The sequence below is a fragment of the Litoreibacter albidus genome (assembly GCF_900107015.1).
Taxonomy (GTDB): Bacteria; Pseudomonadota; Alphaproteobacteria; order Rhodobacterales; family Rhodobacteraceae; genus Litoreibacter; species Litoreibacter albidus.
The window spans coordinates 63567-81512 of record NZ_FNOI01000005.1; the positions used below are offsets into that span (position 1 = coordinate 63567).

General features: G+C 61.4%; 16 protein-coding genes. 6 read left to right on the plus strand and 10 right to left on the minus strand.

Annotation, left to right across the window (positions count from 1 at the left end; genetic code table 11):
• Positions 1-9: 9 nt before the first annotated feature.
• Together BLW66_RS12475 and BLW66_RS12480 are read left to right on the plus strand one after the other, a co-directional pair.
• Complete coding sequence (locus BLW66_RS12475; RefSeq protein ID WP_089947498.1) at positions 10-738, plus strand: DUF599 domain-containing protein; 729 nt, start codon at positions 10-12, stop codon at positions 736-738.
• On the plus strand, positions 735-1097 hold the full coding sequence (locus BLW66_RS12480) for a hypothetical protein (RefSeq protein ID WP_089947499.1): 363 nt from the start codon (positions 735-737) through the stop codon (positions 1095-1097). Before BLW66_RS12475 ends, BLW66_RS12480 begins: the two co-directional genes overlap by 4 nt.
• Here BLW66_RS12480 and BLW66_RS12485 read toward each other — a convergent pair.
• The 4 genes from BLW66_RS12485 to BLW66_RS12500 are packed head-to-tail and all read right to left on the minus strand — an operon-like array spanning position 1094 to position 7809.
• The gene (locus BLW66_RS12485; protein ID WP_089947500.1) at positions 1094-3157 is read right to left on the minus strand and encodes a hypothetical protein; all 2064 of its coding nucleotides are present in this window, start codon (positions 3155-3157) and stop codon (positions 1094-1096) included. The two genes, BLW66_RS12480 and BLW66_RS12485, sit on opposite strands and share 4 nt — an antisense overlap.
• A 1-nt stretch (position 3158) precedes the next feature.
• Complete coding sequence (locus BLW66_RS12490; protein WP_089947501.1) at positions 3159-5903, minus strand: DUF4159 domain-containing protein; 2745 nt, start codon at positions 5901-5903, stop codon at positions 3159-3161.
• A complete protein-coding gene (locus tag BLW66_RS12495) occupies positions 5900-6805 on the minus strand; it encodes a DUF58 domain-containing protein (protein WP_089947502.1) in 906 nt (301 codons plus the stop codon). The genes BLW66_RS12490 and BLW66_RS12495 overlap by 4 nt, the downstream gene beginning before the upstream one ends.
• On the minus strand, positions 6802-7809 hold the full coding sequence (locus tag BLW66_RS12500; RefSeq protein ID WP_089947503.1) for an AAA family ATPase: 1008 nt from the start codon (positions 7807-7809) through the stop codon (positions 6802-6804). Before BLW66_RS12500 ends, BLW66_RS12495 begins: the two co-directional genes overlap by 4 nt.
• 66 nt (positions 7810-7875) lie before the next feature.
• Here BLW66_RS12500 and BLW66_RS12505 point away from each other — a divergent pair, with 66 nt between their 5' ends.
• Both BLW66_RS12505 and BLW66_RS12510 read left to right on the plus strand, forming a co-directional pair.
• Positions 7876-8463 (plus strand): DUF1285 domain-containing protein, encoded by a 588-nt coding sequence (locus tag BLW66_RS12505; protein WP_089947504.1) that lies wholly within the window; start codon positions 7876-7878, stop codon positions 8461-8463.
• A 156-nt stretch (positions 8464-8619) separates the two neighbouring features.
• Complete coding sequence (locus BLW66_RS12510) at positions 8620-8883, plus strand: DUF2798 domain-containing protein (RefSeq protein ID WP_089947505.1); 264 nt, start codon at positions 8620-8622, stop codon at positions 8881-8883.
• On the opposite strand, the gene polA is transcribed toward BLW66_RS12510, so the two are convergent.
• Together polA and BLW66_RS12520 are read right to left on the minus strand one after the other, a co-directional pair.
• Complete coding sequence (polA, locus tag BLW66_RS12515; RefSeq protein ID WP_089947506.1) at positions 8880-11666, minus strand: DNA polymerase I; 2787 nt, start codon at positions 11664-11666, stop codon at positions 8880-8882. The genes BLW66_RS12510 and polA overlap by 4 nt on opposite strands.
• Entirely contained in the window at positions 11666-11845 is a 180-nt protein-coding gene (locus BLW66_RS12520; protein ID WP_089947507.1) for a zinc-finger domain-containing protein, read from the minus strand. The genes polA and BLW66_RS12520 overlap by 1 nt, the downstream gene beginning before the upstream one ends.
• Positions 11846-12079: 234 nt before the next feature.
• Between BLW66_RS12520 and BLW66_RS12525 the strand changes: the two genes are divergently transcribed.
• Positions 12080-13069, plus strand: a complete 990-nt coding sequence (locus BLW66_RS12525; RefSeq protein ID WP_089947508.1) for a calcium-binding protein — start codon at positions 12080-12082, stop codon at positions 13067-13069.
• A 4-nt stretch (positions 13070-13073) separates the two neighbouring features.
• Here the strand turns inward: BLW66_RS12525 and BLW66_RS12530 are convergent, their stop codons facing one another.
• Together BLW66_RS12530 and BLW66_RS12535 are read right to left on the minus strand one after the other, a co-directional pair.
• Entirely contained in the window at positions 13074-13445 is a 372-nt protein-coding gene (locus BLW66_RS12530) for a histidine triad nucleotide-binding protein (RefSeq protein ID WP_089947509.1), read from the minus strand.
• A gap of 5 nt (positions 13446-13450) precedes the next feature.
• Positions 13451-15028: a DUF5928 domain-containing protein gene (locus BLW66_RS12535; protein ID WP_089947510.1), complete on the minus strand. Its 1578-nt coding sequence runs from the start codon at positions 15026-15028 to the stop codon at positions 13451-13453.
• Positions 15029-15184: 156 nt separating this feature from the next.
• Here BLW66_RS12535 and BLW66_RS12540 point away from each other — a divergent pair, with 156 nt between their 5' ends.
• Entirely contained in the window at positions 15185-16003 is an 819-nt protein-coding gene (locus tag BLW66_RS12540; RefSeq protein ID WP_089947511.1) for a sulfotransferase family protein, read from the plus strand.
• A 292-nt stretch (positions 16004-16295) separates the two neighbouring features.
• On the opposite strand, the gene BLW66_RS12545 is transcribed toward BLW66_RS12540, so the two are convergent.
• On the minus strand, positions 16296-17291 hold the full coding sequence (locus BLW66_RS12545) for an adenosine kinase (RefSeq protein ID WP_089947512.1): 996 nt from the start codon (positions 17289-17291) through the stop codon (positions 16296-16298).
• Entirely contained in the window at positions 17284-17940 is a 657-nt protein-coding gene (nth, locus tag BLW66_RS12550; protein ID WP_089947513.1) for an endonuclease III, read from the minus strand. The genes BLW66_RS12545 and nth overlap by 8 nt, the downstream gene beginning before the upstream one ends.
• Positions 17941-17946 lie beyond the last annotated feature (6 nt).

The following is a 17946-nucleotide window of genomic DNA, read 5'->3' on the forward strand; positions in this document are numbered from 1 at the left end:
CATCACGATATGACAATATTAGACCACCTGTCCCTTCTGACGCCTCTCGACGCCGCCGCCCTTGCTTTGCTGGCTTTCTGCTGGTTTTTCATGAGCTGGTGGATCGAGCGCCCCAACACCGCGCGCCCGTCGGTCACCGCCATCATGGTTGAATACCGCCGCGAATGGATGCGGCAGATGGTGACCCGCGACCCGCGCATTTTTGACGCGGCGATTCTATCGGACCTGCGCCAAGCGACGTCTTTCTTCGGCTCCGGCTGCATGATCGCGATTGGCGGCGTGCTGGCGATGATTGGCAACACCGAGCAAATCCAGATGGTCGCCTCCGACCTGACCTCCGAGGAAATTCCCAGCATCGTCTGGCAGGTGAAGCTGATGGTGGTCGTGCTGTTTCTGACGCATGCGTTCTTGAAGTTCGTGTGGTCCAACCGGCTGTTTGGCTACTGCGCGGTGATCATGGCGGCGGTGCCCAACGACATCACCCAGCCCACCGTCTACCCCCGCGCCGCCCAAGCTGCCGACATCAACGTGCGCGCCGCGTGGAACTTCAACCGTGGGCTGCGCGCTATATATTACTCCTTGGGCACGCTGGCGTGGCTATTGGGGCCGATCCCCTTGATCCTTGCAACATTGATGGTCACCTATATCATCTGGCAAAGGGAATTCTGGTCCCTGCCGCGCGACATTTTGCAAAACGGGCCTGCATTGCCTGCAGCCACCGAGGAGACATCGACATGAGACCTCTACTGGTATCGGCCTTCCTTTTGGGGGCAACCGCCCTGCCCGCGCTTGCAGACCAAGCGCTGATCGAGCGCGTGACCGCCCGCCAATCCAGCAACAGCTGGAGCTTTGACGTCACAATCAGCCACCCTGACACGGGGTGGGACCATTACGCTGACGGTTGGTCGGTGAATGCGCCGGACGGCACCGAGCTTGGCTTTCGCCAGTTGGCGCATCCGCATGAAAATGAACAACCGTTCACACGGTCCCTGTCTGGCGTCGTTGTGCCCGAGGGGGTGAGCGAGGTTATCATCCGCGCCCGTGACAGCGTGCACGGGTGGTCCGACAAGACCTACACCGTCAAGCTGAAGAACTAGCGGCGGCCCTCGCGCAGCCACGCGCCGACCGTCAGCATCATTGCCAGCAACAAGAACACCCACGGCGACACGAGCGCCGTGACGGTGACGTTCGTGGTCACGTAAGCGTCGCGCGGGGTCAGGCCGATCCAGCCGCGACCGGCGGCGTTGCGACCTTCACCGACCATACGCAGGCTTGGAATGCCGTCCTCCAGACGTAAGATACCGCCACGGGTGGCATCGACCGCATCTTGCAGCTTGTCGCCAGAGGCCACGGTCTCGATGAATTCACGCGGGGCGGCAGGACCAAGGGCGAGGACGCTTTCCTGATCGCCCTCCTTCAGGCGGTAAAGCCCCTGCTGCGGCCCGTCGAATGTTGCGGTGAATCGGCCGGGGCTGGTTTCCGTCAGCGGCACCATGGTCACCGTGCCGTCAGGTGCGGTGATCTCCAACTCACCGACCTCCATCTCCAGCGTGCGGCGGGTCAGCGTCATGGTTTGCCCTTCGGCGGTGGCGGTCAGGGCCTCCTCCTCCAGATCAGGTTCTTTCATCATCCAGTGCGCCAGACGGCGCAGCAATTCCAGCTGCGGGCCACCGCCCTCAAATCCGCGGTGCCAAAGCCACGCCTGATCGGATGCCATAAGCGCGATGCGCCCTTCGCCCACGCGGTCAAGCGTGAGCAGCGGGCGGCCTTCTATCCCAGACATCACCGTTTGGCCTTGCAAGCGCTCTACCTCAATCTGGCGCATCCAGCGGCCCCAACCCGGCACCCCGTCTACGGGGGCAGTCGGCGCAAATTTCTCCAGACCTTCGGTCACCGGATGGCGCGCACCAAGCTCTGAGATAAGCGGCGTGAAGCCTTGGTCCAGCACCCGCGCCGTTGGGCGGGCCGGAAGGATGTCGCCCAAAGGCGAGCGGTAAATACTGTCGGCGGAGGCGAAGTCCGGCCCAGCCGCGACAAGCACCGCGCCGCCGCCTTCGACATACTGCCGGATACTGTCGAAATAGAGGGCGGGCAGGATGCCGCGCCGTTTGTAGCGGTCAAAGATGATCAGATCGAATTCGTCGATCTTCTCCAAAAACAGCTCCCGCGTGGGGAAGGCGATCAGGGACAGCTCCGACACAGGCACGCCGTCTTGCTTTTCAGGCGGGCGCAGGATGGTGAAATGCACAAGGTCGACCGCGCTGTCGGATTTTAGAAGGTTGCGCCATGTGCGCTCCCCCGCGTGGGGTTCGCCGGAGACCAGCAAAACGCGCAGCCTGTCACGCACGCCGTTGATCTGCACCACGGCGGAGTTGTTGCGGTCCGTCAACTCGCTGTCATCCGCCGCGACGTTGAATTGCAGCACGTTCATGCCGCCATGCGGCAGGGTGAGCGGCAGCTCCAGATCCTCACCTGTTGGCACTTGGAAGGTCTGCGCCTCTGCCCCGTCGATGGCGATGGAGAGGCTGGCCAAGGGCGGTGTGCCAGAGGGCACCGCGCCTTGATCCTCAATCCGCAATGTGAGGGTGATTTCCTCATCCAAGATCGCGAAAGCGGGCGCATTTTTGACGATTAGGCGGCGGTCCCAATCAGGGCTGCGTCCGGTCAAAAGCGTGTGCAACGGCGCGTCCAGCGCGGGGGCGCGGGCCGTGTCATGGACCTGCCCGTCGGTCACGAGGATCGTGCCCGCAACGCGGGATTTCGGCACCTCCGACAAGGTATCGGTCAACGCGCTCATCAACTGGGTTCCGGCGTCGCCCTGCCCGTCGGGCACGGTGACCGTGCGCAGCTCCATCCCGCGCGACGTGATGTCATCGCTTAGGGCCTGAACGGCCTCGCCCGTTTGGGTGGTGCGGTCCGACAGGTGCTGCGACGCGCTGTCATCCACCACCATAACGACGATATCTGACAGGGGGTCGCGCTCCTCGTCCTGCAAAGACGGGTTGGCCAAGGCCCCGAGCAGAACGACCAGCGCCAAGCCGCGCAGCCACCAGCCATTCAGGCCGCGCCAGATCGCCAGCACCAAACAAAGCGTTGCCACAGCCGCCGCGACATACAGCGCGGGCCACGGCAGGAGAGGGGCAAAAATCACGTCCATTCTAATTCCCCAACCGCTCTAGCAGGGCCGGCACATGGACCTGATCTGATTTGTAGTTGCCGGTCAGCACATGCATCACCACGTTGACCCCAAAACGGATCGCCAACTCGCGCTGACGCTCGCCAGCAAAGCCGCGCCCCACCGGATAAAGGGCATTGCCCCGCGCATCGCGCGCCCATGCCGCGGCCCAATCGTTGCCACCGATCAGCACCGGCGTCACCCCGTCGTTGAGATCACGGAACGGCAGCCCCTCCGCCGCTTGCGCGTCGGCGGGGGCGGCTTCGACCCAGATATCGCGCGAGGTGAACCGACCGGGATAGTCTTGCAACAGGTAGAACGTGCGCGTGAGCACGTGGTCTTCTGGAATGGGTTCCAGCGCGGGGATATCCAGCGGCGCGGCCAAGGCCTGCAACTTGCGGCCCATCGGCGTGGACGCGCCAAAGCCGCCGATATTGCCGTCGCGGGTGTCAAAAAGGATCATCCCACCGGTTCGCAAATAGCGGTTCAGCTTGGCATAAGCTTCGGGCGACGGTGTGGGTTGGCTTTCAATGATCGGCCAGTAGAGGATCGGGAAGAAGGACAGCTCGTCCGCCTCCAGATCGACCATGATAGGGTCCGCAGGCTCCACCGAGGTGCGGCGAAACAGGCTCATCGACAGGCCGCGTAACCCCTCGTCTGAGACGCGGTCCAGCTTGGCGTCGCCGGTTTTCACATAGGCCAGCACCACCTCGGACGTGGCTTGCACCGCGCGGCTGTCATCTTGGGCGCGTGACTGCTGCGGTAGGGCTGACACTGCGAACAGCACGACGGCGGCTGTCGTCGCGCCGCGCAGCTTGCCGGACAGCGACAGCGTGGCGAGGATATCGAGCAGTAACAGCAGCAAAGCCGCCGACAAAAGCGCGCCCATCAACGGGGTTTCCTGCGCCACGGACAGGCCTTCGACCTTGGTGCCCGCGGGCCATGACGATGCACTGAGGGTTGTGTCGCTGGCGATCACGTTCAAGGCAATGCGCCGGTCCTCCCCCGCATACAGACCAGGCGGAAGCGCGGCACCGATGGGATTTTCGGCCAGCACCTCGCCCGCCACGCCTGCCAAATCACCCGCATCGCTGACCACGCCAAACGCGTCGAGCGTTTCTTCGGGCACCCATGTCGTGCCGATCAAATCTTCCGCCGCGATGGTTGCGGGGCGGGTGGAGATCGCGAGGCGCTCCAACATCTGCACGAACAGGCCAGACAGCGGCAGGGTGGACCATTCGGCGTTGGCGGTGACGTGGAACAGGATGATCTGACCGTCGCCCAAGGATTTGCGCGTGACCAGCGGCGTACCGTCCGCCAGCGACGCCACGGTGCGTGCGGCTAAGTCTGGGTCCGGCTGCGCCACCACTTGCGCGGTGACTTGCACGTCTTCGGGGATGCTAAGGCCAAAGAACGGGCCGTCGCGGGTAAAGGCCCGCAGCGCTTTCGGCTCCCCCCATGACATGGCACCGCCGACGCTGCGCCCGCCCGCGCGCAGGCGAACGGGCATAAGCGGATCGTCGCTTTCGACATCGGCGGCGGCGGTGCGTGGTCCGGCAAAGCGGACCAACATACCGCCCTCATCGACCCAATCCAAAAGCGCGTCACGTTCCGCGCCGGACACGGTTGCAACATCGGCCAGCACCAATGCGTCGGGACTGGCGAGCAACATGTCTTGCAAGCTGCCTTCGATCAGGTCGGCGGTCGGCACCAGTGCTTTGTTCAGGTAATAGAGCGGCGACAGCAGGTCTTGCGCCTCTTGGTCGTTGCGGCCTGCCAGCAAGCCGACTTCGCGCCGCTTCAAGGCATCATCCGTCAGCGCCACAGCCCCTGCCGAGCGCAGCCCCGCAATTTCGAAGCGGTTCACACGGTTGCGCAATTCGGTCGGCAGGTCCAACAGCACCTCTGTCGAGGTCGCCCCTGCGGCGAAGTCGGCGGTGGCGGTGGCCAATTCACGCTCCGCCCCGTTCGGGTCCGGCCCCATGGCCGACAGGGTGATGCTTTGCGCGGCACCCGCAGGGCTGCGCAGCGCGGTGATGGAAATACGACCGTCTTTGAACACGGCGGGCTTCAAGGCATAGATCGGGCGCGCGGTTTCAATGATGCTGACATCGCCTTTGGCCTCAAACGCGGCCAACACATCCGCACGGCTGTCGCGGTCCAACCCGTCAGAGAACCAGACGGTATCGAAGGCCGCATCGCCAAGGCGCGGCAGCCACTCTGCCACCTTATCTGCGTCCGGTGCCCATGCGCGGGGCTGCACCCCTGCGAGCGTTGCGGCGACGGCGTCAGCGGATTGGAAGCTCAGCGGGCCAGCGGGCGGGTCGGACAGAAGGGTGATGGTGGCGGGGCGGCCTTCGCGGGCGGCTTCGGCCAAAAGCTCCTCCACACGGGCTTTGCGGGCTGGCCAGTCGCGCGCGCTGGCCCAAGAGCCGTCCATAGCGATGAGCAGCGGGCCGGAGCCTGCGCGGTCTTCTTCGGGGTTCAGGACCGGACCCGCGAAGCCGATGATAAACGCGGCCACCGCCAACATGCGCAGCAGCAGCAACCACCACGGGGTGGTGTCGGTCTGAGCCTTATCGTCGGTCAGGCCAAGCAGCAGCGCGATGCCTGGAAAGCGGCGTTTGACCGGCGCGGGTGGCACGGCGCGCAGCAGCCACCACAGGATCGGCAAAATCGCGAGGGCGGCTAAAAGAAGCGGTGCGGTGAAGGCAAGACTGGCTATCATGACGCCCCGCGTTCCAGCGACTGATACAGCCACAGCAGGGCCTTGGCCGCCGGATCATTGGTGTGATGGCACATGTAGCGCCAGCCGGTTTTACGGGCCAGATCCTGCAACTGCGCCTTGCGCGCGGCAAGTCGCTGCAAATACGCGTCGCGCAGGGAATTGGCCTTGAGGGTTTCGAATTTTATGGCGCCGGACATGCTCTCGAAGACGGTGCGCCCGTCGTAGGGAAAGGCCTCCTCGTCAGGGTCCAGCACTTGCAGCAAAACCCCGCGCACACCGCGATCGGTTGCGGCGGTCAGGGCGGTGGCAACCTCTGCCGGATCGCCCAGAAAGTCGGAAATAAACACCGCGCGGGAGCCTGCAGGCAACACACGGGCGTTGGGCGCGCCGTAGTCGGCAGTGCCTTCCGCATTCATCAAATGGCCAGCCGTGCGGGTCAAATGCCCCTCGCCGCGCCGTGGCGGGGTGCCGCGATCCGCGAGGCCGAAACGCTCTCCGCCTTTGTTCAGCAACACACAGAGCGCCATGGCGATAACGCGGGCGCGGTGGCCCTTGGTGGGGCGATCCTTGCCACCCGCAAAGGACATAGACAGCGCGTCATCAACCCAGAGCATGACCGATTGCGCCGCTTGCCATTCCTTTTGACGCACGAAGGTGGCGTCGGACCGCGCGGAGCGCCGCCAGTCCACATCGCGCAGCCCGTCGCCGTGTTGCGTGGGACGGTACTGCCAAAATTCATCGCCCATGCCCGCCCGTTTGCGGCCATGTTCCCCCAAGAGAACCGTCGCGGCCAAATGCTCCGCCTGCGCCAAAAGCGCGGGGAAGGCGCTGGCGTGGGCCTCGGCGCGGTGCCGTAGGCCTGCGGGCGTGGTCGCGGTATCTTTGGGGGTGGCTTGGCTCACGCCGCAGCTTTCCGCTGGCTGGTTTTGGCGGCGACATCCGCGATAACGTCGGACAAAACGCGCCCTTCCGCGCGGGCGGCGAAGCTCAGCGCCATGCGGTGCGACAGGATCGGGTCCGCCATCGCCAGCACATCGTCGGAGGATGGCGCGAGGCGGCCTTGCAGCAACGCGCGGGCGCGCACGGTCAGCATCAACGCCTGTGCGGCGCGGGGGCCCGGCCCCCAAGCGACGGTTTCGCGCACCAGATCGGTGGCTTCGCCCTCGTCAGGGCGGCACGCGCGGACCAGATCAAGGATATGCTCCACCACCGCATCGCCCACGGGCATGCTGCGGACCAAATTTTGTGCTGCGATTAGCTCCGCGCCTGTGAAGACCTGCGTGGATTTCGCCGTCGCCGTACCGGTTGTGGCCAGCAGGATATCGCGCTCGGTGTCGCGGTCGGGGTAGTCGACGTTGATTTGCAGCAAGAAGCGGTCAAGCTGGGCCTCCGGCAACGGGTAGGTGCCTTCCTGCTCCAACGGGTTTTGCGTGGCCAGAACGTGGAATGGCGCGGGCAGCTTGTGGTCAACGCCCGCCACGGTGACGGAGCGTTCCTGCATCGCCTGAAGCAGCGCGGACTGGGTGCGCGGCGAGGCACGGTTGATCTCATCTGCCATCAACAACTGCGCGAAAATCGGGCCCTCGATGTAGCGAAACGCGCGGCTGCCATCGTCTGCGGTTTCCAGCACCTCGGAGCCGATGATATCGGCGGGCATCAAATCCGGCGTGAACTGCACACGGTTGGAGCTGAGCCCCATAACGGTGGAGAGCGTATCAACAAGCAGGGTTTTGCCCAAGCCGGGAAGCCCCATGAGCAGCGCATGACCGCCGGACAACATGGCAATCAGCGATAAATCAACTGCGCCCTGCTGGCCAATGATCTGCTGGCCGATGCTGTTGCGCGCAGCGTTCAGCTTGTCCGCAAGGGCTTCAATATCTTTTACCAGTTCCTGCGCGTCTGCCATGTGACAACTCCCTCGGGGCGGCTATAATCAATATGTATATAAAGGCAGATATGGCGGGATAATAGAATGGCAAAAGGTACAGATGCACAAAAGCTTGAGGTCCCGTCGGCGGAAAGTATCGCAGCCGCTGCGCAAGAAAGCGCCAAAGGCGGCCTGCCGCCGGTAGACAAATGGAATCCGCCGTTTTGTGGCGACTTGGACATGCGCATCGCGCGGGATGGGACGTGGTTCTATCTGGGCACGCCCATTGGGCGGGCGGGGCTGGTGAAGCTGTTCTCGTCGATCATCCGCAAAGACGGCGACGACTATTTCCTTGTGACGCCCGTGGAGAAAGTGGGCATCAAGGTGGACGACGCGCCATTTGTGGCGCTGGATTTCAACGTGGTGGGCGAAGGCGAGGGCCAGAAACTGCGCTTCGAGACACATGTGGGCGACGTCTTTGTTGCAGGGCCGGATCACCCGATCCGCGTGGCCTATGACGACAATGGCGAGCCGTCGCCTTATGTATTGGTTCGCCGCAATCTGGAGGCGTTGGTGGACCGCAAAAGCTTTTACCGGTTGGTTGATCTGGGGGTTCACCGCGACGGCTGGTTCGGGGTGTGGTCTTCGGGGGAATTCTTCTCGATCATTCGCTCTGACGCGCTTGAGGGCTGATCACATCCGCGTGCGCACTTGGTTGGCACCATAGCTTACAGGCACTTAGCAGCCGTCCTGCGCGATGGCGCACAGAGATCGTGCGCGGCAGGGCTTTTCGGGCTGCGGTGAACTGCCTAGCATCGCCCAGATTGCTGACCTGTCGAGAGCCCGCGTATGAACCGTTTCTTGTTTGCCCACCTGCTGTTTAGCGCCGTGACCTCCGCGCTGATGTCATCGCTAGTGTGCGGCGTCGCCACCTTCCGCATGGTTGGGGCGTCGGCGGCGTTTGTACACGTGTGGTCCGGCGCGTGGTTTTTCGCGTGGCCTGTGGCGTTCATCGTGCTGGTCAGCATCGGGCCGTTCGTGCGCAAGACCGTTTATCGCGGGTGCAAGTGCCCGATGGCCGTGCCCTCGCAAGAGCCGCACGAGACGCGCTAGTGCGCCTCGGCCCAGTTTGCGCCCTGCCCTGCATCCACCACCAGTGGCACGTCAAATTTAACCGCTGGATCGGATGCGTTTTCCATGATGCCGCGCACGGTGTTGACCGTGTCGTCCACCGCGTCTTCCGGCACCTCGAAGATCAATTCATCGTGGACCTGTAGCAGCATTTTGCACGGCAAGTCCTTGATCGCCGCAGGCATCTGGATCATCGCACGGCGGATGACGTCCGCCGCCGTGCCTTGGATCGGCGCGTTGATCGCGGCGCGTTTGGCAAAGCCAGCCCCCGGGCCTTTGGCGTTGATCTCCGGCGTGTGGATTTTGCGGCCAAACAGCGTTTGCACGTAGCCGTTATCCTTGGCGAATTGCACGGTTTCATCCATGTACGCGCGGATGCCGGGGAAGCGTTCAAAGTAGCGGTCGATGAAGCCCTGCGCCTCACTACGCGGAATGCGCAGGTTGCGGGCCAGACCGAAGCCGGAGATGCCGTAGATCACCCCGAAGTTGATCGCCTTGGCCTGACGGCGCACGTCTGGTGTCATCTCGTCCAAAGGCACGCCGAACATCTCTGACGCGGTCATGGCGTGGATATCGTGGCCATCCTTGAAGGCCTGCTTCAGCGCATCAATCCCCGCGACGTGGGCGAGGATACGCAGCTCAATCTGGGAATAGTCGAGCGACACAAGCACATTGCCCTGCTCCGCCACAAACGCCTCGCGGATGCGGCGGCCTTCCTCGGAGCGAACAGGAATGTTTTGCAGGTTCGGATCGGACGACGACAGACGGCCGGTGTTCGCCCCAACGATAGAATAGCTGGTGTGCACGCGGCCAGTATCGGCGTTGATATGGGTTTGCAGCGCGTCGGTGTAGGTGGATTTCAGCTTTGACAGCTGGCGCCAATCCAGCACCTTGCCGGGCAACTCATGCTCTGTTGCGAGGTCTTCCAAGATGTCCACACCCGTGGAGTAGGCACCTGTCTTGCCCTTTTTACCGCCCGGCAATTCCAGCTTGTCGAACAGGATTTCGCCCAGCTGTTTGGGGGAGCCGACGTTGAAATCCTGGCCTGCGAGTTCGTGAATTTCCGCCTCCAGCCCCGCCATCTTCTGCGCGAACGCGTTGGACATGCGGCTCAGCGTGTCACGGTCCACTTTGATGCCGTGCCGCTCCATCTGGGCCAGAACCGGCACCAAGGGGCGCTCCAACGTCTCGTAAACTGTGGTGACCCCTTTTTGGTGCAACTGGGGCTTCAACAACTGCCAAAGGCGCAGCGTGATATCCGCGTCTTCGGCGGCGTAGGGCGTGGCGTCGTCGATAGGGACACGGTCGAATGTAATCTGACTTTTGCCCGTGCCGAGCAGGGATTTAATCGGGATCGGGGTGTGCCCCAGATAGCGTTCCGACAATGCGTCCATACCGTGACCATGCAGGCCTGCGTTCTGCGCGTAGCTGATCAGCATGGTGTCATCGAACTGGGCCAGATCAATGCCGTATCTGTTAAAGATTTTGGCGTCGTATTTCATGTTCTGGCCGATTTTGAGGATGCTTTCATCCTCAAGCATGGGTTTCAGCAGATCGAGCGCCTCTTGCAGGGGCATTTGCCCCTCCGCCGCGGCGTCGGAGCCAAACAAATCATCGCTGCCTTGCTTGTGCGCCAGCGGGATGTAGCAGGCGTGACCCGCGTTCACGCAGAGCGATATGCCCACGAGGTCCACAACCATATCGTCAAGGCCTGTGGTCTCGGTGTCGACGGCGACATGGCCATGCTCATAGACAAGATCGACCCATGTTTGCAGCGTGATCGCATCGCGCACTGTCTCGTAAGTGGCGTCTTTGATTTCGGGCATTTCCGGCGCGTCAGCGGCAACGGGGGCTGCGTCCTCGATAACCGGTGCCTCTGTCCCCAGCTTATCGGCGATACGCTTGGTTAACGTGCGGAATTCCATGCGGGCGAGGAAGTCGAGCAGGCGTTCTGGGTCCGGATCGCGGACCTCCAAATCGTCAATGGAGAAGGTCAGCGGCGTGTTTTCATCCAGCTGCACCAGTCGTTTAGACAGTTCGATCTGGGCGCGGTGCTCAATCAGGGTCTGGCGGCGTTTGGGCTGTTTGATTTCCTCGGCGCGGTCCAAAAGCTGCTCCAGCGAGCCGTATTCATTAATCAGCAGGGCCGCCGTTTTGATACCGATACCCGGCGCGCCGGGTACGTTATCGACGCTATCGCCTGCCAGCGCTTGCACATCGACAACGCGGTTCGGGCCTACGCCGAATTTTTCCTCAACGCCTTCGACGTCGATGACCTTGTTCTTCATCGCATCCAGCATTTCGACGCCGCCGCCGACAAGCTGCATCAAGTCCTTATCGCTGGAGATGATCGTGCAACGTCCGCCGAGGTCGCGCGCCTGCACGGCAAGGGTCGCGATGATGTCGTCGGCCTCATAGCCCTCCATCTCCTCGCAGGCGATGTTGAAGGCCACCGTGGCTTCGCGTGTTAGGGGCATTTGCGGGCGCAAATCCTCTGGCATGGCGTCGCGGTTGGCTTTGTAGAGATCATACATATCGTTGCGGAAAGTGTGTGACCCTTTGTCAAAGATCACAGCAACATGGGTCGGCGCGTCGGGGCCGTTGTTGCCCTCCACATAGCGCTGCAACATGTTGCAAAATCCCGCAACCGCCCCGATGGGCAGCCCGTCAGACTTGCGTGTGAGCGGTGGTAGAGCGTGGTAGGCGCGGAAGATAAAGGCAGAGCCGTCGATCAGGTGCAGATGGCAGCCCTTGCCGAACGCCACTAGACTTTACCCTCAAAGTCTTTGTGGACGATCTTTTTATCGCAGTAGGGACATTCAACATAGCCGACAGTCGCAGGGATTTGCAGCCAGACACGCGGGTGGCCCAAGGCCCCTTCGCCGCCATCACACGCGACGCGCATGGTGTCCACAATTACAGTCTCAGGAGCAGCAGTGGCCATGATGAATCGTCCCGTTTCAAGAGTAAATCAGAGGGGGCAATCATAGCGCCCCCACCCGCGCCGACAAGGGCGGACTGCGCGCGCAGTGCAGAACAAAAGCGCGATCGCCGCAGAAAAAATGCCCGGCAGCCGGATTGCCGTGGTGTCGTCACAAAATCGCGGTTTTTAGGGCACCTTCGGCGGCGATACCCACAGGGGTATCCAAACGCGACTTCCAGCAAGGACATTTTAAATATGATCGGTTTATTTTCAATTATTGCGCTGCTTGGTGTGGGGTTGGTCACGGATGTGTTCGGCGGAAGCGACGATAAAGCCGCTGACGACGCCCAAAACCCTGAAGACGGTGGTGGCGAGGAAGCTACGCTCATCGGCACCGAGAACGGCGATATCATTGAGGCGACCACTGCCAATGAAACCATCAACGCAAACGCGGGCGACGATATTGTTGACGGCGGCGCGGGCGATGACACGCTGAACGGCGGGCCGGGCGACGACCTGATGACGGGCGGCGACGGCAATGACATTGTGAACGGCGGCGAAGGTGACGACGTGTTGTTCGGTGGCGAAGGCGACGACCTGATCCGCGGCAGCGTTGGCCAAGACAGCCTTTACGGCGAAGCGGGCGACGACACCATCAGCGGCGGCGAAGACGGGGACACGATGTTTGGCGGGGACGGCAACGACACCCTGCGCGGCAACGCGGGCGACGACCACTTGATTGGCAACGGCGGCGACGACGTTCTGGAAGGCGGCGCAGGTAACGATCTGATCAACGGTGATATGGGCGTCGACACCTTGCGGGGCGGCGATGGCAACGACATCATTCTAGGCTTGGAGGACGGTATCGAGGACGGATTGTTCGGAGCCGAGGATTACGATCAAGGCGACACGCTTGTAGGCGGTGCGGGTGACGACACTCTGCAAATCGGCAATGGCGATAGCGCCACGGGCGGCGCGGGGTCGGATCTGTTTACGCTTGGCACATGGTTGAACGCGAACTCGGGCGCGGTGGTCGAGGATTACAACGACACCGAAGACGCCATCCGCCTACGCTACAACGCGGCCGACCCCGAGCCTGCGGTTAGTGTCACGATCACAGCCGACGGCGCGGATATCCTGATCGACGGCGACGTCGTGGCCACGGTGTTGGGGGCCACAACGCTGACGCCGCAGGACATTGATCTGGTCGCGACGAACTTCGGACCGTCCGAGCGGGCGGCCTAACGCCCTACTCCGTCTTCGCGAGCATCCGGCCCAGCGGACGGCCACCGATGATATGTACGTGAAGGTGCGGCACCTCCTGCACACCGTTGCGACCGGCGTTGGAGATGGCACGAAAGCCGTCTTCGCTGACGCCCTCAAGGCGACACACTTCGCCGATGGCGCGCATGAAGCCGACGATCTCGGCCTCCGACGCCTCTTGGGTGAAGTGGTCCATGGAAACATACGGCCCCTTGGGGATCACCAGCACATGCGTGGGCGCGGCGGGCGAGATATCGCGGAAGGCCAAGGCGTGGTCGCTCTCAAACACGGTATCATTGGGGATTTCGCCGCGCAGGATTTTGGCAAAGATGTTTTGGTCGTCGTAAGCGTAGGCCATGGGCATTAGTCCTCAAACAGGTAGTCGATGTTCAATATCTCGCGGGCCTTTTCCTCTGACACGTCAAGGAAGGCCATCAAGGGCACGATGTTTTCGTCGCGCGACTGGTTCTCCGACACCTTAAAGTAATTCGGGAAGTCCGCATCCTTGATCTGGTCACTCTCGAACAGAAAATTCTGGCGCACGGTGGGCAGCAACCTGTCGATGGTGTCTTGCGGCGTCATCTCGCCCGCCAGCCCTACCCGTTTGGCGTGGCCCAGCAGGTATTCATCCTCGAAGCGGCACTCGATTTCCAGCAGTCGCGTGGTGGAGTTGTCGGAGAACAAATCACTGAGCAAGTCCAGATTGGACGGATCGAGGCAGATCACCATGCGGTTCTGTTCGTAATGGTCGTAGAGCAGCCGCATCAATGCGCGGCGGTGACGCGTGCGCTTGTCGAGCGTGCTTTGGATGCCGCCCAGGTCCGGCAGCACGGTGTCTGCCTCGTCAAACAGATACTCCGCGCCTTTCAACTCCGTGTGCTCCAATATCCGGCTGATCAGGCGCTTGGCCACGTGCCATTTCTTGCAGGCGATCACCATCAGTTCGCGGTCGCGTCCGAGCGAGCTTTCGCGTTCCCAGAACCGCGGGGCAAAGCGGCGGCCGATGCGGCCACGTCCGGTCAGGAACTTGAACAGCGTCAGCCCCTCATTGGAGGTTTGAAAATCCATCCGCTCCGACGCGTAAAGGTCGCCCAACCGCTCCTTCAGCTCTAGCGCGTCTGGGGAAACCTTGCGCGCGAACAAAAAGTCCTGACTGAGCAGCAGATCGTAATGATCATTATAGAATGTCACCGGCATGCCGTAGTCGGTGAACATCAAAAACGTCAGCGTCCGCGTCTTGATTTCGGCAGAGGGCACAAGGTGGCGCACCAACGTTTGGAAAAACGTCTCGTCCGGAATCCACGTCGTCTTGAAGAAGCGCATGACGTCGGGCCGGTCACGGGTGAAGTCCAGCACCCATTCCACCGTGCGCCGCCGCAAGCACCACCATTGCGACCCGATCATCATTTGCAGATCGGCGGGTATCTCGCGCGTGAAGCCGAACTTCTTTTGCAACTCGTAAGAGGTGTAGAACAGCCATTTGCGCGTGCGCTCGTTAAACCAGTGGCGGTAAATCAGGCGGTCGGCCTTCATGCCCGTCTTGATCCAGTCCGAAGCAAAGAAGTCGAAGCTTTCGATGTAGTCGACATCGTTCGAATCGAGTGCCTCATGGGCGTAGGTCGCGGATTTGATGGCCATGCAATCGCCGGACAGCATGTAGAAATGGGTGGCGCGCGGGAATTCATCCACCGCAGCGCGCATGGCGTGCAGGGTTGCCTGCACCAACGACCACTCCCCCCAACCGCATTTGATGCGCTTTTTGGCGAAGGCCACGTTCGGGTTATCGTCCAACGCCGCGCGAATCTGTTTATAGGCGGCGGGGCTGGCGCTGGCATCGAAGTGGATAGACATGCAGTCCCCCGCCGCCGTCAAACGCTCCGCTTGGTCAATAATTGCTAAGGGGTCTTTATGACACAGCAAAATGAAGGCGATTTTTGCCATCTGGAAATTCCCCCCTGACCTGACTTAAAACTCTTTTAGGTTTGCCTACATAACCTTAGGTGCGGTTGCTTAAACAGTCCGCAATTGCAATTGTAGGTGTAATTGTGGCCAAAACGTAAACAATCGGCCGATTGATGCGAGAACGAGGATAGCAGTATGGGGTTTCCAGGAACCTGGATGACGGAAAGCGAAAGCATGGTGTACCGCGTTGTGCCCAAATGCGCCTGCTCCTCCATCGGCCAGATCATGTATTATTCCGATCACGGCGAGTTTTTTGACGGCGACATCCACGACGCGACGGGCAAGTTGCACAAATGGGCGATCGAGGCCAGCCAGCCGAAGATCGAACAAAACGTCACCTCCCACAAAAGCTATGCCTTCACCTGCGTGCGCAACCCGTATGGGCGCATCCTGTCGTCGTTCTTCGACAAGATTTGCGGCATCCAGCGCAATGGCAAACGCTATCGGGGCAATCTGGTGCCGCTGCTTGTGCAGAAATACGGCATTGAGGTGGGCGATCCGGAAACCGGCTTCGAGTTTGACCAAATCGAGTCGTTTCGCCGCTTCTTGCTGTTCGCGCGCGACACCATCCGCTGGAAGCGCCCGATGGATCCGGACATCCACTGGTCGGCCATGTCGGGCCATATCTCCACCTTCATCGTGAACGGCGGGCGCTACGACAACATCTTCTTCACCGAAACTTTCAACGACGGCATGCAGTCGGTGATGGACGCAGTGGAAACCAAACACGCCGTCGACGTCGCCACCATACCGCGCTTCAACGAAAGCGAAGGGCACGGCCCCAAACGCCTGCACCCGATTGAGGATTACTTCGACGACCTGTCGATGCATCTGGTCTATGAAATCTACAAGCGCGACTTCAACCTGTTCAAATATGACTTCGACAACCCTGCTAATAAAATGCCCATCGGAGAAATTGATCTGGATGAGGTCCACGCCAAGCTTGGTGACTAGATAAACCGCGCGCGCAAGCGGGGGCCAGCCCCCGCACCCCCGGGATATTTATGGGCCAATGAGAGGGTAACGGTTCTTTAACGGGAATCTCCGAGACTGGTTGCGCGGTACAGGCGGGGACGCCGATGGCCGTGGCCGGTGAGGGTTTAGACCTGTCACCAAGGCGGGCGGCTCAAACGGACCGCTCGCCTTTTTCTATTAGCGCCAGATCTCTCATTGGCCCCCAAAATATCCCCGCCGGAGGCATCCCGTAGGAGCAAGCTGTACCGTCAGTTCTGTTGGAGGACCGCCGCTAGAGAAGCCCTTGCTCTTGAAACAAAGCACGCAAATCAGCTTCGGGGCGCGCGCCAATGTGGGAGATCACCTCAGAGGCTGCAACGCAGCCCATGCGGCCGCAGGTCTCCAGATTGTGGCCATTGGTCAAGCCCCACAGGAACGCCCCTGCGAACAGATCTCCGGCACCGGTGGCATCAACGATTTGGACTGGCGTGGCCGGCACGTGCCAGCGCTGACCGTGGGACAAGATGTGAGCACCGTCTTCGCCGTCCGTGCAGGCTACAATCTCAACCTCAGAGGCCGCGAGCGCCAGCGCCGCATCGAAATCATCGGTCTCGTACATCGACAGCATTTCAGCGCGGTTGCAGAACAGCAGGTCAACGTGGTTTTGGATCAAACTGCGGAAGGCCTCACGGTGGCGGCCGACACAGAACGGATCGGACAGGGTCAAGGACACCCGCCCGCCAGAGCCAGTGCAGGCCGCAATCGCCTTATCGAACGCGGCAACAGAGTCTGGCCCGTCGAAGCGGTAGCCCTCAAGGTAGATCCATTCGGCCTGCGCCATCTGGGACTCGTCGATGTCGTCTGGCGACAGGAATTCGGTGACGCCAAGGTAGGTGTTCATCGAACGCTCCCCGTCTGGCGTCACAAGGACGATGCAACGACCAGTTTCCGCGTCATGGGTGCTGGGTGCCATCGGCGTTTCATAGACGGCGCCTTGCGCGCGCAGGTCGTGCGCGAAGATCGCGCCGAGCTGATCGTCTTTGACCTTGCCGATATAGGCCGTGGTTCCACCCAGATGCGCGATACCCGCGATCGTGTTGGCCGCCGAGCCGCCGGAGATTTCCTTGGCCGGCCCGATAAGATCGTAAAGCGCCACGCCGCGGGCGCGGTCGGTCAGCTGCATGATGCCTTTGTCGATGCCGTTTTCGGACAAAAACGCGTCAGTGCTGGACGCCAGCACGTCAACCATAGCGTTGCCGATGCCGACGATTTGAAACTTCTTAGTCATGGATTTTGTCCTCTGAGGTACACAGATCACGGATGATACAATTGGCGCACACTGGCTTGCGGGCCTTGCAGACATAACGCCCGTGCAAGATCAGCCAATGATGCGCATGGTGTTGGAATTCGACGGGGATGTTGTCCTCTATGGCGCGCTCCACCGCCTCTACGGTTTTACCGGGGCAGATGCCCGTGCGGTTACCGATGCGAAAGATGTGGGTATCGACCGCCTGTGCGGGATAGCTCCACCACATGTTCAGCACGACATTTGCCGTTTTGCGCCCTACGCCCGGAAGCGACACCAAAGCGGCGCGCGAAGACGGCACCACGCCACCGTAATCGTCCACCAATATCTGGCTCAGCTTGATGACGTTCTTGGCCTTGTTGCGGTACAGGCCGATTGTTTTGATGTGCTCGATGACCCCGTCCAAGCCAAGCGCCAGCATCTTCTCAGGCGTGTCGGCGATCTTGAACAGCTCTTTCGTAGCCTTATTCACGCCCACGTCGGTGGACTGCGCCGACAGCGCGACGGCCACCACCAGCGTATACGCGTTCACGTGGTCCAGCTCCCCTTTGGGTTCTGGGTCAGATGCGGCGAAGCGGGTGAAGATCTCGTGGATCGTATGATAATCGAGTTGTTTGGCAGGCGCAGTCATACGCGC

Bases quoted from the DNA above. Each gene is read 5' to 3' on its own strand.
- BLW66_RS12475 (WP_089947498.1), top strand. From the start codon at position 10: ATGACAATATTAGACCACCTGTCCCTTCTGACGCCTCTCGACGCCGCC.
- BLW66_RS12480 (WP_089947499.1), top strand. From the start codon at position 735: ATGAGACCTCTACTGGTATCGGCCTTCCTTTTGGGGGCAACCGCCCTG.
- BLW66_RS12485 (WP_089947500.1), bottom strand. From the start codon at position 3,157: ATGGACGTGATTTTTGCCCCTCTCCTGCCGTGGCCCGCGCTGTATGTC.
- BLW66_RS12490 (WP_089947501.1), bottom strand. From the start codon at position 5,903: ATGATAGCCAGTCTTGCCTTCACCGCACCGCTTCTTTTAGCCGCCCTC.
- BLW66_RS12500 (WP_089947503.1), bottom strand. From the start codon at position 7,809: ATGGCAGACGCGCAGGAACTGGTAAAAGATATTGAAGCCCTTGCGGAC.
- BLW66_RS12505 (WP_089947504.1), top strand. From the start codon at position 7,876: ATGGCAAAAGGTACAGATGCACAAAAGCTTGAGGTCCCGTCGGCGGAA.
- BLW66_RS12510 (WP_089947505.1), top strand. From the start codon at position 8,620: ATGAACCGTTTCTTGTTTGCCCACCTGCTGTTTAGCGCCGTGACCTCC.
- BLW66_RS12520 (WP_089947507.1), bottom strand. From the start codon at position 11,845: ATGGCCACTGCTGCTCCTGAGACTGTAATTGTGGACACCATGCGCGTC.
- BLW66_RS12525 (WP_089947508.1), top strand. From the start codon at position 12,080: ATGATCGGTTTATTTTCAATTATTGCGCTGCTTGGTGTGGGGTTGGTC.
- BLW66_RS12530 (WP_089947509.1), bottom strand. From the start codon at position 13,445: ATGGCCTACGCTTACGACGACCAAAACATCTTTGCCAAAATCCTGCGC.
- BLW66_RS12535 (WP_089947510.1), bottom strand. From the start codon at position 15,028: ATGGCAAAAATCGCCTTCATTTTGCTGTGTCATAAAGACCCCTTAGCA.
- BLW66_RS12540 (WP_089947511.1), top strand. From the start codon at position 15,185: ATGGGGTTTCCAGGAACCTGGATGACGGAAAGCGAAAGCATGGTGTAC.
- BLW66_RS12545 (WP_089947512.1), bottom strand. From the start codon at position 17,291: ATGACTAAGAAGTTTCAAATCGTCGGCATCGGCAACGCTATGGTTGAC.
- nth (WP_089947513.1), bottom strand. From the start codon at position 17,940: ATGACTGCGCCTGCCAAACAACTCGATTATCATACGATCCACGAGATC.